This is a genomic window from Pseudomonas monteilii (assembly GCA_001534745.1).
In the GTDB taxonomy this organism is placed as follows: Bacteria; Pseudomonadota; Gammaproteobacteria; order Pseudomonadales; family Pseudomonadaceae; genus Aquipseudomonas; species Aquipseudomonas alabamensis.
In genome coordinates, this window is sequence record CP013997.1 from 4392760 (window position 1) to 4408992 (window position 16233).

General features: G+C 66.5%; 18 protein-coding genes. 8 read left to right on the forward strand and 10 right to left on the reverse strand.

Annotated elements, in window-relative coordinates; genetic code table 11:
- The first annotated feature begins 5 nt into the window (after window positions 1-5).
- Window positions 6-332 carry a hypothetical protein gene (locus APT63_18785; protein AMA47511.1) on the forward strand — a complete coding sequence of 109 codons (327 nt, stop codon included), beginning with the start codon at window positions 6-8 and terminating at the stop codon, window positions 330-332.
- Window positions 333-385: 53 nt separating this feature from the next.
- On the opposite strand, the gene APT63_18790 is transcribed toward APT63_18785, so the two are convergent.
- From APT63_18790 to APT63_18805, 4 genes are all read right to left on the reverse strand, one after another.
- The gene (locus APT63_18790; GenBank protein ID AMA47512.1) at window positions 386-1105 is read right to left on the reverse strand and encodes a tRNA (guanine-N7)-methyltransferase; all 720 of its coding nucleotides are present in this window, start codon (window positions 1103-1105) and stop codon (window positions 386-388) included.
- A 9-nt stretch (window positions 1106-1114) separates the two neighbouring features.
- Window positions 1115-1909, reverse strand: a complete 795-nt coding sequence (locus APT63_18795) for a thiazole synthase (protein AMA47513.1) — start codon at window positions 1907-1909, stop codon at window positions 1115-1117.
- A gap of 54 nt (window positions 1910-1963) precedes the next feature.
- A complete protein-coding gene (locus APT63_18800; protein ID AMA47514.1) occupies window positions 1964-2164 on the reverse strand; it encodes a thiamine biosynthesis protein ThiS in 201 nt (66 codons plus the stop codon).
- Between the two features lie 103 nt (window positions 2165-2267).
- A complete protein-coding gene (locus APT63_18805) occupies window positions 2268-2639 on the reverse strand; it encodes a hypothetical protein (GenBank protein ID AMA47515.1) in 372 nt (123 codons plus the stop codon).
- Between the two features lie 64 nt (window positions 2640-2703).
- Here APT63_18805 and mtgA point away from each other — a divergent pair, with 64 nt between their 5' ends.
- A complete protein-coding gene (gene mtgA, locus APT63_18810) occupies window positions 2704-3441 on the forward strand; it encodes a monofunctional biosynthetic peptidoglycan transglycosylase (GenBank protein AMA47516.1) in 738 nt (245 codons plus the stop codon).
- A 70-nt stretch (window positions 3442-3511) separates the two neighbouring features.
- Here the strand turns inward: mtgA and APT63_18815 are convergent, their stop codons facing one another.
- The 4 genes from APT63_18815 to APT63_18830 form a co-directional block, all read right to left on the reverse strand.
- Window positions 3512-4366, reverse strand: coding sequence for an RNA polymerase subunit sigma-70 (locus tag APT63_18815; GenBank protein ID AMA47517.1), 855 nt, complete (start codon window positions 4364-4366; stop codon window positions 3512-3514).
- A gap of 108 nt (window positions 4367-4474) precedes the next feature.
- Window positions 4475-5500, reverse strand: coding sequence for a cell division protein FtsX (locus APT63_18820; protein ID AMA47518.1), 1026 nt, complete (start codon window positions 5498-5500; stop codon window positions 4475-4477).
- The gene (locus APT63_18825) at window positions 5497-6168 is read right to left on the reverse strand and encodes a cell division ATP-binding protein FtsE (GenBank protein ID AMA47519.1); all 672 of its coding nucleotides are present in this window, start codon (window positions 6166-6168) and stop codon (window positions 5497-5499) included. The genes APT63_18820 and APT63_18825 overlap by 4 nt, the downstream gene beginning before the upstream one ends.
- Complete coding sequence (locus APT63_18830) at window positions 6165-7775, reverse strand: signal recognition particle-docking protein FtsY (GenBank protein ID AMA47520.1); 1611 nt, start codon at window positions 7773-7775, stop codon at window positions 6165-6167. The genes APT63_18825 and APT63_18830 overlap by 4 nt, the downstream gene beginning before the upstream one ends.
- Window positions 7776-8006: 231 nt before the next feature.
- On the opposite strand from APT63_18830, the gene APT63_18835 reads away from it, so the two are divergent.
- The 4 genes from APT63_18835 (at window position 8007) to APT63_18850 (ending at window position 12530) form a co-directional block, all read left to right on the forward strand.
- Window positions 8007-9362: a peptidase M16 gene (locus tag APT63_18835; protein ID AMA47521.1), complete on the forward strand. Its 1356-nt coding sequence runs from the start codon at window positions 8007-8009 to the stop codon at window positions 9360-9362.
- A complete protein-coding gene (locus APT63_18840; GenBank protein ID AMA47522.1) occupies window positions 9355-10842 on the forward strand; it encodes a peptidase M16 in 1488 nt (495 codons plus the stop codon). The genes APT63_18835 and APT63_18840 overlap by 8 nt, the downstream gene beginning before the upstream one ends.
- Window positions 10842-11432 (forward strand): 16S rRNA (guanine(966)-N(2))-methyltransferase RsmD, encoded by a 591-nt coding sequence (gene rsmD / locus APT63_18845; protein ID AMA47523.1) that lies wholly within the window; start codon window positions 10842-10844, stop codon window positions 11430-11432. Before APT63_18840 ends, rsmD begins: the two co-directional genes overlap by 1 nt.
- A 105-nt stretch (window positions 11433-11537) precedes the next feature.
- Window positions 11538-12530, forward strand: a complete 993-nt coding sequence (locus APT63_18850) for an alpha/beta hydrolase (GenBank protein ID AMA47524.1) — start codon at window positions 11538-11540, stop codon at window positions 12528-12530.
- An 855-nt stretch (window positions 12531-13385) separates the two neighbouring features.
- Here APT63_18850 and APT63_18855 read toward each other — a convergent pair.
- Complete coding sequence (locus tag APT63_18855) at window positions 13386-14240, reverse strand: 3-mercaptopyruvate sulfurtransferase (protein AMA47525.1); 855 nt, start codon at window positions 14238-14240, stop codon at window positions 13386-13388.
- A gap of 294 nt (window positions 14241-14534) precedes the next feature.
- Between APT63_18855 and APT63_18860 the strand changes: the two genes are divergently transcribed.
- Both APT63_18860 and APT63_18865 read left to right on the forward strand, forming a co-directional pair.
- Window positions 14535-15014, forward strand: coding sequence for a phosphopantetheine adenylyltransferase (locus APT63_18860; protein ID AMA47526.1), 480 nt, complete (start codon window positions 14535-14537; stop codon window positions 15012-15014).
- Window positions 15015-15123: 109 nt separating this feature from the next.
- Window positions 15124-15375, forward strand: coding sequence for a ferredoxin (locus APT63_18865; protein ID AMA47527.1), 252 nt, complete (start codon window positions 15124-15126; stop codon window positions 15373-15375).
- 43 nt (window positions 15376-15418) lie between these two features.
- Here APT63_18865 and APT63_18870 read toward each other — a convergent pair whose 3' ends face one another.
- Window positions 15419-16231, reverse strand: coding sequence for a 5-hydroxymethyluracil DNA glycosylase (locus tag APT63_18870; protein ID AMA47528.1), 813 nt, complete (start codon window positions 16229-16231; stop codon window positions 15419-15421).
- Window positions 16232-16233 lie beyond the last annotated feature (2 nt).

The following is a 16233-nucleotide window of genomic DNA, read 5'->3' on the forward strand; positions in this document are numbered from 1 at the left end:
CTTCCATGGATGTGATGCTGGACCTGCTCTCGAACGTGTCGCACTGGAGTCGCGGTCACCTGTCGGAGATATCGTTGGCACTGGTCGGCTGCCTGCTGGTGCTGTTCGGCGCAGACCTCAAGGGCGCGGTAGAGCAACGCCTGGGCGGGGTGAACGGCGCGCTGCGGGTACCGGCCATGGCGGCCTTGATGCTGGTCGGCTGCGGCGCCGCACTGATCCATGCGACACCGTGGGTGGAGAAGGGATTGGCGCAGTTCGGCAACTACGCGCTGGGGCCGGTCTTGCTGGTGGTGATCGTGTTGATCGGGATCGTCGCGGACCGGCGGGGATAAAGCACACCTTGAGTCATCGCTGACCGACCCGGCCGGTCAGCGATCCTGCCTCGTTACACCTTTTCGAACTTCAGGTCCCAGACCCCGTGCCCGAGCCGCTCGCCGCGGCGCTCGAACTTGGTGATCGGCCGCTCGGGCGGACGCGGCACGTAGGCGTTGTCGGCCGCCTGGTTGCGATAGCCCGGCGCGGCCTGCATCACCTCCAGCATGTACTCGGCATACGGCTCCCAGTCGGTCGCCATGTGGAAGACGCCACCCAACTTGAGCTTGCGACGTACCAGTTCGGCGAAGCCTGCCTGGACGATACGGCGCTTGTGGTGACGCGCCTTGTGCCACGGGTCGGGGAAGAACAGCATCAGGCGGTCGAGGCTGTCGTCCGCCACGCAGCGGTTCAGCACCTCGATGGCGTCGCAATCGTACACGCGCAGGTTGGTCAGCCCCTGGGTCAGCACCCCATTGAGCAATGCACCGACACCGGGCCGATGTACCTCGACGCCGATGAAGTCCTGCTCGGGCGCGGCGGCGGCCATCTCCAGCAGGGAATGGCCCATGCCGAAACCGATCTCCAGTGTGCGCGGCGCCGAGCGCCCGAACACCTGATCGTAGTCGACGACGCTGTCCGCCAGCGGCAGGATGTACAGCGGACCGCCCTGGTCCAGACCGCGCTGCTGGCCTTCGGTCATGCGGCCGGCGCGCATCACGAAACTCTTGATACGGCGCTGGGGGCGCGCTTCGCCGTCTTCGGGGATCGGCGTTTCTTGCGATTCAGTCATCAGGGGCTCTTACTTGATCAGGCCTTCCAGCGGCGAGGACGCGCTGGCATAGAGTTTTTTCGGCATGCGACCGGCCAGGTAGGCCAGGCGCCCGGCGACGATGGCATGCTTCATGGCTTCGGCCATCATCACCGGTTGCTGGGCGTGGGCGATGGCCGAGTTCATCAGTACGGCCTCGCAGCCCATTTCCATGGCGATGGTGGCATCGGAAGCCGTGCCGACGCCGGCATCGACCAGCACCGGCACCTTGGATTCTTCGAGGATGATCTGCAGGTTGTAGGGGTTGCAGATGCCCAACCCGGTGCCGATCAGGCCGGCCAATGGCATCACCGCGATACACCCGGCTTCGGCCAGCTGACGGGCGATGATCGGATCGTCGCTGGTATAGACCATCACGTCGAACCCGTCCTTGACCAGCACCTCGGCGGCCTTGAGCGTCTCGATGACATTGGGGAACAAGGTCTTCTGGTCGGCCAGCACTTCCAGCTTGACCAGGTTGTGCCCATCGAGCAGCTCGCGCGCCAGACGGCAGGTACGCACGGCCTCGACGGCGTCGTAGCAGCCTGCGGTGTTCGGCAGGATGGTGTAGCGATCCGGCGGCAGTACGTCCAGCAGGTTGGGCTCGCCCGGGTTCTGGCCGATGTTGGTACGGCGCACGGCGACGGTGACGATTTCGGCGCCCGAGGCCTCGATGGCCAGACGGGTCTCTTCCAGGTCACGGTACTTGCCCGTGCCGACCAGCAGGCGCGAGGCGAAGGTGCGGCCGGCCAGGGTGAAAGGCGTGTCGCTGCGAAGGTTGCTCATCGTTGTTCCTCTGGAAAGGTTGCAAGGGCCTGCAGGCCGTCGACATCCGTCGGCTCAGCCGCCACCGATGGCGTGAACCACCTCGACGTGGTCGCCTTCGGTGAGCAGCGTGCCTTCATGCAGGCTGCGCGGCACGATGTCCTGGTTGAGTTCCACGGCAACCCGGCGACCGGCCAGGTCGAGCCGAGCCAGCAGGGCCGAGACGCTCTCGCCCTCCGGGACGTCGTAGGGTTCACCGTTCAGTTGAATGCGCATGGCACGAGCACCACTGTTCTTTGGGGCCCGCATTCTAGCCCCGATCTGCACCCGAACCCAAGGGCACCCCGCGCCATTCGTCCCGCGGGCCTACCCCTTGGGTTCATGCCAGGCGCCAGGCCGCCAGCCCCAGGCACAGCCAACCGCCCAGGAAGCACGCGCCCCCGAAGGGCGTGATGATGCCCAGTTTGCTCACGCCCGTCAGGGTCAGCAGGTACAAGCTGCCCGAGAACAGCACGATACCCAGCGTGAACAGGCCACCGGCCCAGCCCACCAGACGCCCTGGCAGATGGGCGCACAGCAAGGCGACACCGAACAGGGCCAGCGCATGCACCAGTTGATACAGCACACCGGTATGGAAGATCGCCAGATAGTCTGCGCTCAACCGGTTCTTCAGACCGTGGGCAGCGAAGGCGCCCAGCGCGACGCCGGTGAAACCGAAGCAGGCGGCAAGCATCAGGAAGCTGCGAAGCATGGGGCGACTCCTTCAAAGGGGTCTGTATAATGGCCGGTTCCATCCGTCCGGCCAAGTCACCGACATGCTGACCTCCCTGCTTCGCCGACTCGCCTCGGTCCTGCTCTGGTTCGCCGCCGCCAGCGTCGTGCTCGTGATCCTGCTGCGCTGGCTACCACCGCCTGGCACCGCGTTGATGGTCGAGCGCAAGGTGCAGTCATGGTTCAGCGGCGAGTCCATCGACCTGCAGCGGCAATGGCGCCCGCTGGAAGACATTGCCGATCCTCTGAAACTGGCGGTCATCGCCGGGGAAGACCAGAAGTTCGCCGAGCACCATGGCTTCGACATTCCGGCCATCCGCGCGGCCTTGCTGCACAACGAGCAGGGCGGCAGCCTGCGCGGTGCCAGCACCTTGACCCAGCAGGTCGCCAAGAACCTGTTCCTGTGGCCTGGTCGCAGCTGGCCGCGCAAGGCCCTGGAAGCCTGGTTCACTGGTCTGATCGAGCTGTTCTGGTCGAAAGAACGGATCCTCGAGGTCTACCTCAACAGCGTCGAGTGGGGTCCGGGCGTCTTCGGGGCCCAGGCGGCAGCGCAGTATCATTTCAAGGTCGATGCCGACCGGTTGTCCCGCCAGCAAGCCAGCCAGTTGGCCGCCGTGCTGCCCAGCCCGTTGCGCTGGAGTGCCAGCCGCCCCAGCACCTACGTGGCAGGCCGGGCCAGCTGGATCCAGCGTCAGATGAGCCAGCTCGGCGGTTCGGCCTACCTCATGCAGCTGCAAGGCACGCCGGCGGCGTCCCAGGACGAGCAGACCAGCGGGCGCTGAGCGAACGCCAGAAACGACGAGGGGGAGCAGGCCACTGTCAGGCCTGCTCCCCCTCGTCACTTGAGAGCGGTCAGGCTGCGATCAGCGCCTTGACCTTGTTCATGGCGTTCTTTTCCAGCTGTCGGATACGTTCGGCCGACACGCTGTACTTGTCCGCCAGCTCGTGCAGGGTCGCCTTCTCCTCGGCCAGCCAGCGCTGGTAGAGGATGTCGCGGCTGCGATCGTCCAGACCGTTGAGCGCTTCATGGAGGTTGTTGCTGGAGTTGTCGCTCCAGTCGGCATCCTCGAGCTGCGTGGCCGGGTCGTAACGGTGGTCTTCCAGGTAGTGCGCAGGCGACTGGAAGGCGCTGTCGTCATCGGCTTCGGCCGCCGGATCGAAGGCCATGTCCTGGCCGCTCAGACGGCTTTCCATCTCGCGCACTTCACGCGGCTCCACGCCCAGGCTTTCGGCGACGCGATGCACCTCGTCGTTGTTCAGCCAAGCCAGGCGCTTCTTCTGGCTGCGCAGGTTGAAGAACAGCTTGCGCTGGGCTTTGGTGGTCGCCACCTTGACGATGCGCCAATTGCGCAGGATGAATTCGTGGATCTCGGCCTTGATCCAATGCACGGCAAAGGACACCAGGCGCACACCCATTTCCGGGTTGAAGCGTTTCACGGCCTTCATCAGGCCGACGTTGCCTTCCTGGATCAGGTCGGCCTGGGCCAACCCATAGCCGGCATAGCTGCGCGCGATATGGACGACGAAGCGCAGGTGCGCCATCACCATCTGCCGGGCGGCTTCCAGGTCTTGCTCATAGTAGAGACGCTCGCCCAGTTCACGCTCCTGCTCGACCGTCAGCAGCGGGATGCTGTTGACCGTGTGCACGTAGGCTTCCAGATTTGCACCGGGCACCAGGGCATAGGCAGGTTGCAACGAAGTGGTCATTCAAGAACCTCCGACTCACTGAAAATGTGCTCATGGCACTGCCAACATTGACCAGAACCCGCAGGGCAAGTTCCGGTCGTGAAAAAGGCTTAATGTTGGCGAAAGGACTTAACGTGGCGCCAGCTCGTTCAGGTGACGAGCCACGGCGATCCATGCACCGATATACCCCAACAGTACAGCACCGATCAAGAGTGAAAGTCCATCGGCCCCTGGTACCCCTGCGAGGGCGAAGTCGCTGCCATAGAGGTCGGAAAGCCCCACCACGGCATCGTTGAGCCAGTCCAGTGCGAAGGCCAGGATGCCCCAGGCCAGCACGCCTGCACCCAGGCCGTAGAGCGCGCCCATGTACAGGAAAGGCCGTCGGACATAGCTGTCGGTACCGCCCACCAGCTTGATCACTTCGATCTCGATCCGGCGATTCTCGATGTGTAGACGAATAGTGTTACCAATTACTAACAGCAAGGCGGAAATCAGCAGCACGGCCAGGCCGAAGACGAAGCGATCGCCCAGCTTGAGGATCGCGGCCAGGCGTTCGACCCACACCAGGTCGAGCTGCGCGACATCGACCCGGGGCAGCTCCGCCAGGCGCTGACGCAAGGCTTCGAGCGCTGGCTTGTCGACCTCGGTCGGGGTCACCACCACCACGCCGGGCAACGGGTTGTCCGGCAGTTCGCGCAGCGCTTCGCCAAGGCCCGACTGCTGCTGGAATTCTTCCAGCGCCTGTTCGCGACTGACGTACTGCGCATCCGCGACACCCGGCATGCCTTCGATCTGCTTGCGCAGCGCCTCGCCCTGGGCACTGCTGGCATCGAGCTTCAGGTACAGGGAAATCTGCGCCGCGCGCTGCCAGGAGCCGCCCAGGCGCTCGACGTTCTTCAGCAGCAGCGACAGGCCCATGGGCATGCTCAACGCCACGGCCATCACCAGGCAGGTGAAGAAACTGCCGACAGGCTGTTTGCCCAGGCGTCGCAGGCTGTCGGCCAGGCTGGCCCGATGGCTCTCGCCCCAGGCGCGCAGCAGGGCCTTGAACCCAGGCCCATCGTCGTCGTGCTGGCCGCGCTTCTTGGCAGGCTTGGCGTCGGCGGCCTTCGGCGCGACGCGCTCGGACACCTTGGGGCTACGAATCTCGCTCATTGTCCGGCCTCCCCGTCGCCGATCAGTCGGCCGCGCTGCAAGGTCAGCATGCGGTGGCGCATGCGGGCGATGAGGGCCAGGTCGTGACTGGCGATCAGCACGGTGGTGCCCAGCCGGTTGATGTCTTCGAACACGCCCATGATCTCGGCTGCCAGGCGCGGGTCGAGGTTACCGGTCGGTTCGTCGGCCAGCAGCAGGGCCGGCTGATGCACGATGGCACGGGCGATCCCGACGCGCTGCTGCTGCCCGGTGGACAGGTCCGCCGGGAACAGCTCGCCCTTGTCGCTCAGCGACACCCGCTCGAGCGCCGAATCGACGCGCTTGGCGATCTCGTCCTTGGACAGGCCGAGGATCTGCAGTGGCAGGGCGATGTTGTTGAAGACCGTACGGTCGAACAGCAGCTGGTGGTTCTGGAACACCACACCGATCTGTCGACGCAGGAACGGGATCTGCGCATTGGTGATCTGACCCAGGTCCTGCCCGGCCAGCAGCAGCTTGCCACTGGTCGGTCGCTCCATCGCCAGCAGCAGGCGCAGCAAGGTGCTCTTGCCAGCGCCGGAGTGGCCGGTCACGAACAGGAATTCGCCACGGCGCGCACGAAAGCTCAGTTCGTGCAGGCCGATGTGGCCGTTGGGGTAGCGCTTGGCAACCTGTTCGAAGCGGATCATGGATGCTCCCGCTCGGCGAACAGGGCCTTGACGAACGGCTCGGCCTCGAAGGTGCGCAGGTCGTCGATGCCCTCGCCCACACCGATGAAGCGGATCGGCAGGCCGAACTGCTTGGCCAGGGCGAAGATCACGCCACCCTTGGCGGTGCCGTCGAGCTTGGTCAGGGCCAGGCCGGTCAGCTCGACGCTCTGGTTGAAGTGCTTGGCCTGGTTGATGGCGTTCTGGCCCGTGCCGGCGTCGAGCACCAGCAGCACCTCGTGAGGGGCGTCGGCATCCAGCTTGCCGATGACCCGGCGCACCTTCTTGAGCTCCTCCATGAGGTTGTCCTTGGTGTGCAGACGGCCGGCGGTGTCGGCGATCAGCACGTCGATGTTGCGCGCCTTGGCGGCCTGCACGGCGTCGAAGATCACCGAGGCCGAGTCGGCGCCCGTGTGCTGGGCGATGACCGGGATGCTGTTGCGCTCACCCCAGACCTGCAGCTGTTCGACTGCCGCGGCGCGGAAGGTATCGCCAGCGGCCAGCATGACCTTCTTGCCTTCGAGCTGGAGCTTCTTGGCCAGCTTGCCGATGGTGGTGGTCTTGCCGGCGCCGTTGACGCCCACGACCAGGATCACGAACGGCTTGTTCTGCGACTGGACGCGCAAGGGCTGCTCGACGGGACGCAGCAGGCCGGCCAACTCGTCTTGCAGGGACTTGTACAGCGCATCGGCATCGGCCAACTGCTTGCGCGCGACCTTCTGCGTCAGGCTCTGGACGATCACCGAGGTCGCTTCGACGCCGACGTCGGCCGTCAGCAGACGCGTCTCGATCTCCTCGAGCAGGTCGTCGTCGATGGCCTTGCGGCCCAGGAACAGACTGGCCATGCCTTCGCCGATGCTGGCGCTGGTCTTGCTCAGGCCTTGCTTGAGGCGGGCGAAGAAGCCGGTCTTGGGTTCTTCGGGACGTGCCGGGGCGGCGGGGGTCGGCTCGACCTCTGGCTCCGGTGCCGCGGCAGGTGCAGGTACAGATACAGGCGACGCGACCGGTGCGGCAGGTGCTGGCTCACGGAGCGCGGGCGCGGGCTGTGCAGGCGATGGCGATGCAGCAGGCGAAGACACTACCGGCGCAGGCGCAGGCGGTGTGGCAGGCGGTTCGGGCAGGCGCGCCGTCGGTGCGGGCGCGACGACCGGTGCTTCTGGCACCACGTCGGCGGTGACCGGGGCCGGCTCTGCCGGAACAGGCTCGACCAGCACCGACGCAGGGCGCTCCGGGATCTCCGGCGGCGCCTGCGGCGTCAGGTCGCTTACCAGCGCGACGGGCTCCTCGGCCACGGGCAGCACCAGGCTGCCGGTCGGCGGTTCGTCAGGGTCGATGTGCTCGGGCATCGCCTGCACGGGGGCCTCCGGCAGCGGCTCGGCGCGCGGCGGGATGGCAGGCGGCGGCTCGACCGGCACCACCACGGGTGCATCCGCCGTGACCGGCGCGGCTTCACTGGCCGGCGGTGCTACAGGCTCGGGTGCCGACGGCTCGGCGACAGGGGTCTGCGGCTTCTTGCGAAACCAGCTGAACAGGCCTTTTTTACCGCCAGCGTCGGCCGGGGCTTTCTTGTCGTCGTTGGAACCAAACATGGGAGACGGCTATCTCAGGCAAGCGATGGGCCACCAGCGGCGCATCGGAGTTCTTCAAATGCAGAACAGACTATTTTGAATCCGCCTGGTTCATGCGCACTAATTTGTCGTGAGGCCTGCGGGGCGAGAACGGCAACAGGCATGGTCGCCAGGCAAGCGGATCAGTATCCTAGCACCTCCTGGCCCACGGACGCTAAGTCCGCGCTGGCCGCCCTACAGGTTAAACAACGTATGAATGCTCTCGCTCGCCGCGCCGCTGGCCTGTTGCTCAGCGCGCTCTGCTTGCCCCTGACGGGCTATGCCGCCACCGCTCAACCCACCCATGAATTCACCCTGGACAACGGCCTCAAGGTGGTCGTGCGCGAAGATCATCGCGCCCCCGTGGTCGTCTCCCAGATCTGGTACAAGGTCGGGTCGAGCTACGAGACCCCGGGCCAGACCGGCCTGTCCCACGCCCTCGAGCACATGATGTTCAAAGGCAGCGCCAAGCTCGGGCCAGGCGAGGCCTCGCGGGTCCTGCGCGACCTGGGCGCCGAGGAAAACGCCTTCACCAGCGACGACTACACCGCCTATTACCAGGTCCTGGCCCGTGATCGCCTGCCGGTCGCCCTGGAGCTGGAGGCCGATCGCATGGCCAGCCTGCGCCTGCCGGCCGACGAGTTCAGCCGCGAGATCGAGGTGATCAAGGAAGAGCGGCGCCTGCGCACCGACGACAAGCCGGCCGGCAAGGCCTTCGAGCTGTTCCGGGCCATGGCGTACCCGGCCAGCGGCTACCACACGCCGACCATCGGCTGGATGGCCGACCTCGAGCGCATGAAGGTCGAGGAACTGCGCCACTGGTACGACGCCTGGTATACGCCCAACAACGCCACGCTGGTCGTCGTCGGCGACGTCACGGCCGACGAGGTCAAAGGCCTGGCACAGAAGTATTTCGGCGCGATCCCCAAGCGCGCGGTGCCGCCGGCCAAGCTGCCGATCGAACTGGCCGAGCCCGGCCAGCGCCAGCTGACCCTGCACCTGCGCACCCAGCTGCCGATGCTGCTTTATGGCTTCAACGTGCCCGGCCTGGCCACCGCCAAGGACCCGCGCGACGTGCACGCGCTGCGCCTGATCTCGGCCTTGCTCGACGGAGGTTACAGCGCCCGCCTGCCTTCGCGCCTGGAGCGCGGCCAAGAACTGGTCGCCGGGGCGTCCACCAGCTACGACGCCTTCACCCGTGGCGACAGCCTGTTCATGATTTCGGCCACGCCCAACGTGCAGAAGCAGAAGTCCCTGGGCGACGTCGAGCAGGGCCTCTGGCAGCAGCTCGACGAGCTCAAGAACACCCCGCCCAGCGCCGAGGAACTCGAACGCGTGCGCGCCCAGGTGATCGCCGGGCTGGTCTACGAGCGCGACTCGATCAGCAGCCAGGCCACCACCATCGGCCAGCTGGAGACCGTTGGGCTGTCCTGGAAGCTGATCGACCAAGAACTCGACGCGCTCAAGCAGGTGACGCCCCAGGACGTCCAGAACGCCGCCCGTACCTATTTCACCCGCGAACGCCTGAGCGTCGCCCACGTCCTGCCGGAGGCATCGGCCCATGAATGATCGTCGCGCACTGCGCTCGCTACCCTGGGGCCTGGGCGGCCTGGCCCATGCCATGGCCCTGGCCTTACTGCTGGTCGGCCCGGTCCAGGCCGACAGCACCCCACAGGATGCCCCCCCTCCTGGCAGCGCCCTGAAATCGTTGGCCGAGCTGAATGACAAGGCCCCTGCCCGGCGCACGCTGGACATCCAGTCCTGGAAGACCGCGGAGGGCGCCAGGGTCCTGTTCGTCGAGGCGCGCGAGCTGCCGATGTTCAACCTGCAGGTGACCTTCGCCGCAGGCAGCAGCCAGGACGGCGATACGCCGGGCGTGGCTGCGCTGACCAACGCCATGCTCAACGAGGGCGTTCCGGGCAAGGACGTCACCGCCATCGCCCAGGGCTTCGAAGGCCTGGGCGCGGAGTTCGGCAACGGCTCTTACCGCGACATGGCCATCGCCTCGCTGCGCAGCCTGAGCGCCGCCGACAAGCGCGAACCGGCGCTCGAGCTGTTCGCCCAGGTGGTCGGCAAGCCGACGTTCCCGCAGGATTCCCTGGCCCGGATCAAGAACCAGATCCTGGCCGGCTTCGAGTACGAGAAGCAGAACCCCGAGCGGATCGCCAGCAAGGCCCTGTTCAGCCAGCTGTACGCCACCCATCCTTATGCCCACCCCAGCGACGGGACGCCCGAGAGCGTGCCGCCGATCAGCCTTGCGCAACTGCGTGCCTTCCATGCCAAGGCCTATGCGGCCGGCAACGCGGTGATCGCCATCGTCGGCGACCTGGATCGTCAGCAGGCCGAACAGGTGGCCGCACGCGTGTCCTCGGCGCTGCCCAAAGGACCCGCCCTGCCCTCGCCGTCGGCGCCTGGCGAGCCCAAGGCGGGCGTCACCACTATCGACTTCCCGTCCAAGCAGACCCACCTGATGCTGGCCGAGCTGGGCATCGACCGCGCCGATCCCGATTGGCCGGCGCTGTCGCTGGGCAACCAGATCCTCGGCGGTGGCGGCTTCGGCACGCGGCTGATGAGCGAAGTGCGGGAGAAACGCGGCCTGACCTATGGCGTGTATTCGATGTTCAGCCCCATGCAGGTCCGTGGCCCCTTCATGATCACGCTGCAAACCCGCGCCGAGCTGAGCGAAGGCACGCTGGACCTGGTGCGCCGCCTTCTTACCGACTACCTCAAAGATGGGCCGACCCAGCAGGAGCTGGACGACGCCAAGCGCGAACTGGCCGGCAGTTTCCCACTGTCGAATGCCAGCAACGCCAGCATCGTCGGGCAGCTGGGTGTGATCGGCTTCTATGGCCTGCCACTGACCTGGCTGGAAGATTTCATGCAGCAGTCGCAGGCGCTGACCGTCGCGCAGGTCCGGGATGCGATGCGTCGCCACCTGGACGCCGACAAGCTGGTCATCGTCACCGTGGGCCCGAAGGTTGCGCAGAAGCCGCTGCCGCCCCCAACTGACAAACCTGCCGAGCAGCCACTCGGCGTACCGGAGCATTGATGGCAAGATCGTCTCAACCCGCCCGTCCCAGCCGGGGCCAGGGCCACGTACGGATCATCGCCGGCGAATGGCGCAGCCGCCGCCTGAACGTTCCGGAGGGCGCAGGCCTGCGCCCGACCCCGGACCGCGTGCGCGAAACCGTCTTCAACTGGCTTGCGCCCAGCATCGAGGGTGCGCACGTACTCGATGCCTTCACCGGCAGTGGTGCTCTGGTGCTCGAGGCGTTGTCCCGTGGTGCGGCCGACGCCGTGGCCTTGGACACCAACCCCGCCGCCATCGCCAACCTGCGCGACAACCTCGAAGTGCTGCGCTGCCCACGCGGGCAGCTCTTGCAGACCGATGCGGTGCGCTACCTGGAAGGCCCGGTGAAGCAGGCGTTCGACGTGGTCTTCCTCGATCCGCCGTTCCATGAGGGCCTGCTCGCCACCGTCTGCACGCTGCTCGACGAGCGTCAGTGGCTGCGCGAACACGCCTGGATCTACACCGAAAGCGAGGCGGCGCCCTCGACCCTGGCCATGCCGGAAAGCTGGCGCCTGCACCGCGAGAAGAAAACCGGCCAGGTGCATTACGCCCTGTGGCAAAAGCATTGACCTGACCGGGCCCGCCCGCCTGCTTCGCACCCACCGACGCAGGCGGTCTTTGCGCCACGGTCAGCCCGGCTGGATGCCTTGCGCACCGTATCCGGAGTTCTACACATGCCCTTCGATCGCTCTCCCTTCCACCCTGCCATCGGCTTGGGCAACCCCCACTTGCAGACACTGTGGGGACCGTTCATCCGCCGCCAACAGGAGTTGTCACGCACACGCGAACGCCTCTGGCTGGACGATGGGGATTTCCTCGATCTGGACTGGCATGGCCCCCACTCGGCACAGGCTCCGCTCGTCGTCGTGCTGCATGGGCTGACCGGGTCCTCCCAGTCACCGTACGTCATCGGTCTGCAACGCGCCCTGGCTGGCTGCGGCTGGGCCAGCGTGGCCGTCAACTGGCGAGGGTGCTCGGGGGAGCCGAACCGGTTGGCGCGCAGCTATCATTCGGGCATCAGCGAAGACCTGGCACAGGTGGTCGAACACCTGCGCCGCGTGCGTCCCCTGGCCTCTCTGCATGCGGTGGGGTATTCGCTGGGCGGCAACGTGCTGCTCAAGTACCTGGGCGAGCGCGGCGCCGACAGCGCGTTGCACGCGGCCGTGGCGGTCTCTGTGCCCTTTCGACTCGACCAGTGCGCCGACCGTATCGCCCTGGGGTTTTCCCGGGTGTACCAGGCGCATTTCATGCGTGAGCTGTCAGCGCACCTGTCGGCCAAGCATGATTACTTGCGCCAGCAGGGCCATCTCGAGGGGCTGGCGGCGCTGGAGCGTCTGGGGCCACTCGGGCGCTTGCGCACGTTCTGGGACTTCGATGGCAAGGTCACCGCGCCGCTCAACGGGTTCGACAGTGCCCAGGACTATTACCGACGGGCTTCCAGCCGGTATTACCTGGGCCAGATCGAGACGCCGACGCTGATCATCCAGGCACGCGACGATCCCTTCATCTTCGCCCACAGTTTGCCGACGGCCGAAGAACTGGCGCCCGGTACGTCCTTCGAGCTGCACGCACGTGGCGGGCACGTGGGATTCGTCGAGGGCAGCGTGCGGCGACCTCGCTACTACCTGGAACGGCGCATTCCGCAGTGGTTGCTCGAACAGGCCTGAAGCGTGCCTCGACACCCTGATCGCGTCACGGTGAGTTCGGCTGCCACGGCCCTGTGGGAGCGGGCTTGCCCGCGATAGCGTCCGGTCCGTCGCCGCCTGCATCGCGGGCAAGCCCGCACACACAAGGGGAGGCGTCGGCCTGTCAGATCAGCGAGGCTGTCCATACATCCCTGATCACGCCGGGATGAGGCCGGCTGTCACGGGCCTGTGGGAGTCCGCTCGCCGCCTTGGCGCCGCGCTGTCGCGCAGAGAACATGTCGATAGCTGGCAGGATCCGGAGCTTTATTGCTAATCGATTTAGGGCCGCTTTGCGGCCCATCGCGGCACAGGGGCCGCTCCTACACCCGTAGCGCCACCGCGGGGTTACAGGCTATCGCGGTCACCTGTGGGAGCGGCCCCAGCCGGGGCGCCGGACCGGCCGCGATTGGGCCCGCAGGGCCCACAAGATTCTAAAATTATTTCCTTTGAAATCAACAAGCTATTTTTTGTTCTATAGGAGCGGGCTTGCCTGCGATAGCGTCCGGTCCGTCGCTGCCTGGGCAAGCCCGCTCCCACAAGGGGAGGCGCCGGCCTGTCAGATCAGCGAGGCAGTCCATACATCCCTGATCACGCCGCGGTAAGGCAGGCTGTCACGGGCCTGTGGGAGCGGGCTTGCCCGCGATAGCGTCCGGCCCGTCGCTGCCTGCATCGCGGGCAAGCCCGCTCCCACAAGGGGATGCGTCGGCCTGTCAGATCAGCGAGGCTGTCCATACATCCCTGATCACGCCGCGGTGAGGCACGCTGTCACGGGCCTGTGGGAGCGGGCTTGCCCGCGATGGCGTCCGGTCCGCCGCCTGCATCGCGGGCAAGCCCGTCTCAATCCCCCGTGGCGATGGCATGTGCCGGATCGTTGATCCATTCGCTCCACGACCCGGCGTACAGACGGCCCAGCGGATAACCCGCCAAGGTCATTGCGAACAGGTTGTGGCAGGCCGTGACGCCAGAGCCGCAATAGGCGACCACACGCTCCGGCGGACGACCGGCCAGGTACGTCTCGAACCTCTGGCGCAGGCGATCGGCCGGCAGGAATCGGCCCTCTGCATCCAGGTTATCGGTGAACGTGGCGCACTGTGCGCCGGGGATATGCCCGGCCACCGGGTCGATGGGCTCGACCTCGCCCCGAAAGCGCGGCAGGGCGCGGGCGTCGAGCAACGTCTGGTCCGGACGCTGCAGGTGCCTGCCCAGGCGCTCGGCGTCGATGAGCAGGCTGGGATCCGGCTCGCCCGTGAACGTCCCCATGCGCTTGGCAGGCGGATCCAGGCTCAACGGCAGGTGCGCCGCGTGCCAGGCCTTGAGCCCCCCATCCAGCAGGCTGACGCCCTCCCGCTTGCCCAGCCAGGCCAGCAGCCACCAGGCCCGCGCAGCGAAAGCACCGGGGCCGTCGTCGTACAGCACGACCTCGCTGTCATCGTCCACGCCCCACTCGCGCAAGCGCTCGATCAGGCGCTGCGGCTCCGGCAGCGGATGACGGCCGGTCCGCCCCTTGCTCACCGGGCCGCTCAGGTCGCGGTCGAGATCGGCGTAATGGGCGCCGGCGATATGGCCCTGGGCATAGCTGCGCGGACCATGGTCGCGGTCTTCCAGGGCGAAGCGGCAATCGAGTATCACCAGCCCAGGCGTCTCCAGGCGTTCGGCCAGGCGCTCGGCGGTGATCAGGTGCGCAAGGGGCATGTCAGTCTCCTGCAGGACGAAACACGGGGGTCGCAGGCATTGATCGTACGCGTCGCGCAAGGCCTGCTTCGTTGGGGCAATAGGCCGTACGGTGACACGCCCCGCACCGCACTGCAAAGCCTGGCAGGTGATTTCGCAACGCCCCTAGACGTTGGTCGTAGCACCCGCCTGACGCATGGCGCTGCCGTGGGCGTTCAGTGGCCTGACGCACCGACAGCGAGCCACGCGACTTGGCCGGGCGCGGTCGCTGCGCTACCATCCGAGTCCCCCACGCACTCCAGCCAGGATGACGCGATGAACCGAGTGTTGTACCCGGGTACTTTCGACCCTATCACCCGAGGCCATGGCGACCTGGTCGAACGCGCTTCGCGGCTCTTCGATCACGTGATCATCGCGGTAGCGGCCAGCCCCAAGAAAAACCCCCTGTTCCCTCTCGAACAGCGGGTCGAGCTGGCGCGGGAGGTCACACGGCACCTGCCCAACGTCGAGGTCATCGGCTTTTCGACGCTATTGGCCAGCTTCGCCAAGGAGCAAGGGGCCAATGTCCTGCTGCGGGGCCTGCGTGCGGTGTCCGACTTCGAGTACGAGTTTCAGCTGGCCAACATGAACCGGCAGCTGGCACCGGACGTCGAGAGCCTGTTCCTGACGCCGTCGGAGCGCTACTCGTTCATCTCCTCGACCCTGGTGCGCGAGATCGCCGCATTGGGCGGAGACATCAGCAAGTTCGTGCATCCGGCCGTTGCCCAAGCGCTGACCGAACGCTTCAAGAAGTGACGCAGCGGGCCTGAACGTCGCGCCCGCGTGCACTGCGGGCGCGAATACGGCACAATTGCGCGCATCGGTATCTACATGCCCGGGCCCAGGCGCCCCGGCCGGAGTCTCCATGTCCCTGATCATCACCGACGATTGCATCAATTGCGACGTCTGCGAACCTGAGTGCCCGAACGCCGCCATCTCGCAAGGCGAAGAGATCTACGTGATCGACCCGAACCTGTGCACCCAGTGCGTCGGCCACTACGACGAACCTCAATGCCAGCAGGTCTGCCCGGTCGACTGCATCCCGTTGGACGAGGCCCATCCCGAGAGCCAGGATGAGCTGATGGCCAAGTACCGCCGGATCACTGGCAAGGTCTGACGCGGCCTGCCACCTGGCGTACCGCGTCCACCCCGGCCTGCGCTCAGCGCTGGCAGCGCGGGCAGTAGACGCTTGCCCGCTGACCCAGCCGCACCTCGCGCAGTGGCGTCGCGCAGACCTTGCACGGCAAGCCGCCGCGCCCGTAGACAAACAGCTCCTGCTGGAAATACCCCGGCTGCCCATCGCCACCGATGAAGTCGCGCAGCGTCGTGCCGCCCCGTTCGATGGCGGCGGCTAGCACGCGCTTGATCTCCACGGCCAGCTTGAGATAACGCGCCCGTGAGATGCCGCCTGCTGCCCGTCGTGGGTCGATGCCGGCGGCGAACAACGCTTCGGTCGCGTAGATGTTGCCCACGCCGACCACGATGGCGTTGTCCATGATGAACGGCTTGACCGCCATCGCCCGCCCCCGGGACAGCTGGTACAGGCGCTCGCCGTCGAACAGGTCGGTCAATGGCTCCGGGCCCAGCCGCGCGAGCAACTCATGGTTGTGCGGGTCCAGGCTCCAGAGCATGGCGCCGAAGCGTCGTGGGTCGGTGTAGCGCAGGGCCATCCCCGACTCCAGCTCGATGTCCACATGCTCATGGCGTGCCGGCGCCAGGCCCAGCTCCACCAGCCGCAGGTTGCCGGACATGCCCAGGTGACTGATCAGGGTGCCGGCCTCGGCATTGATGAGCAGGTACTTGGCGCGCCGCTCGACGGTCAGGATGCGTTGGCCGGACAGGCGCACGTCCAGGTCCTCGGGGATCGGCCAGCGCAGCCGGCGGTCGCGCACGACGACCCGCTGCACGCGTTGGCCTTCGAGAAAGGGCGCGATCCCGCGTCGCGTGGTTTCGACTTCTGGCAATTCCGGCATGG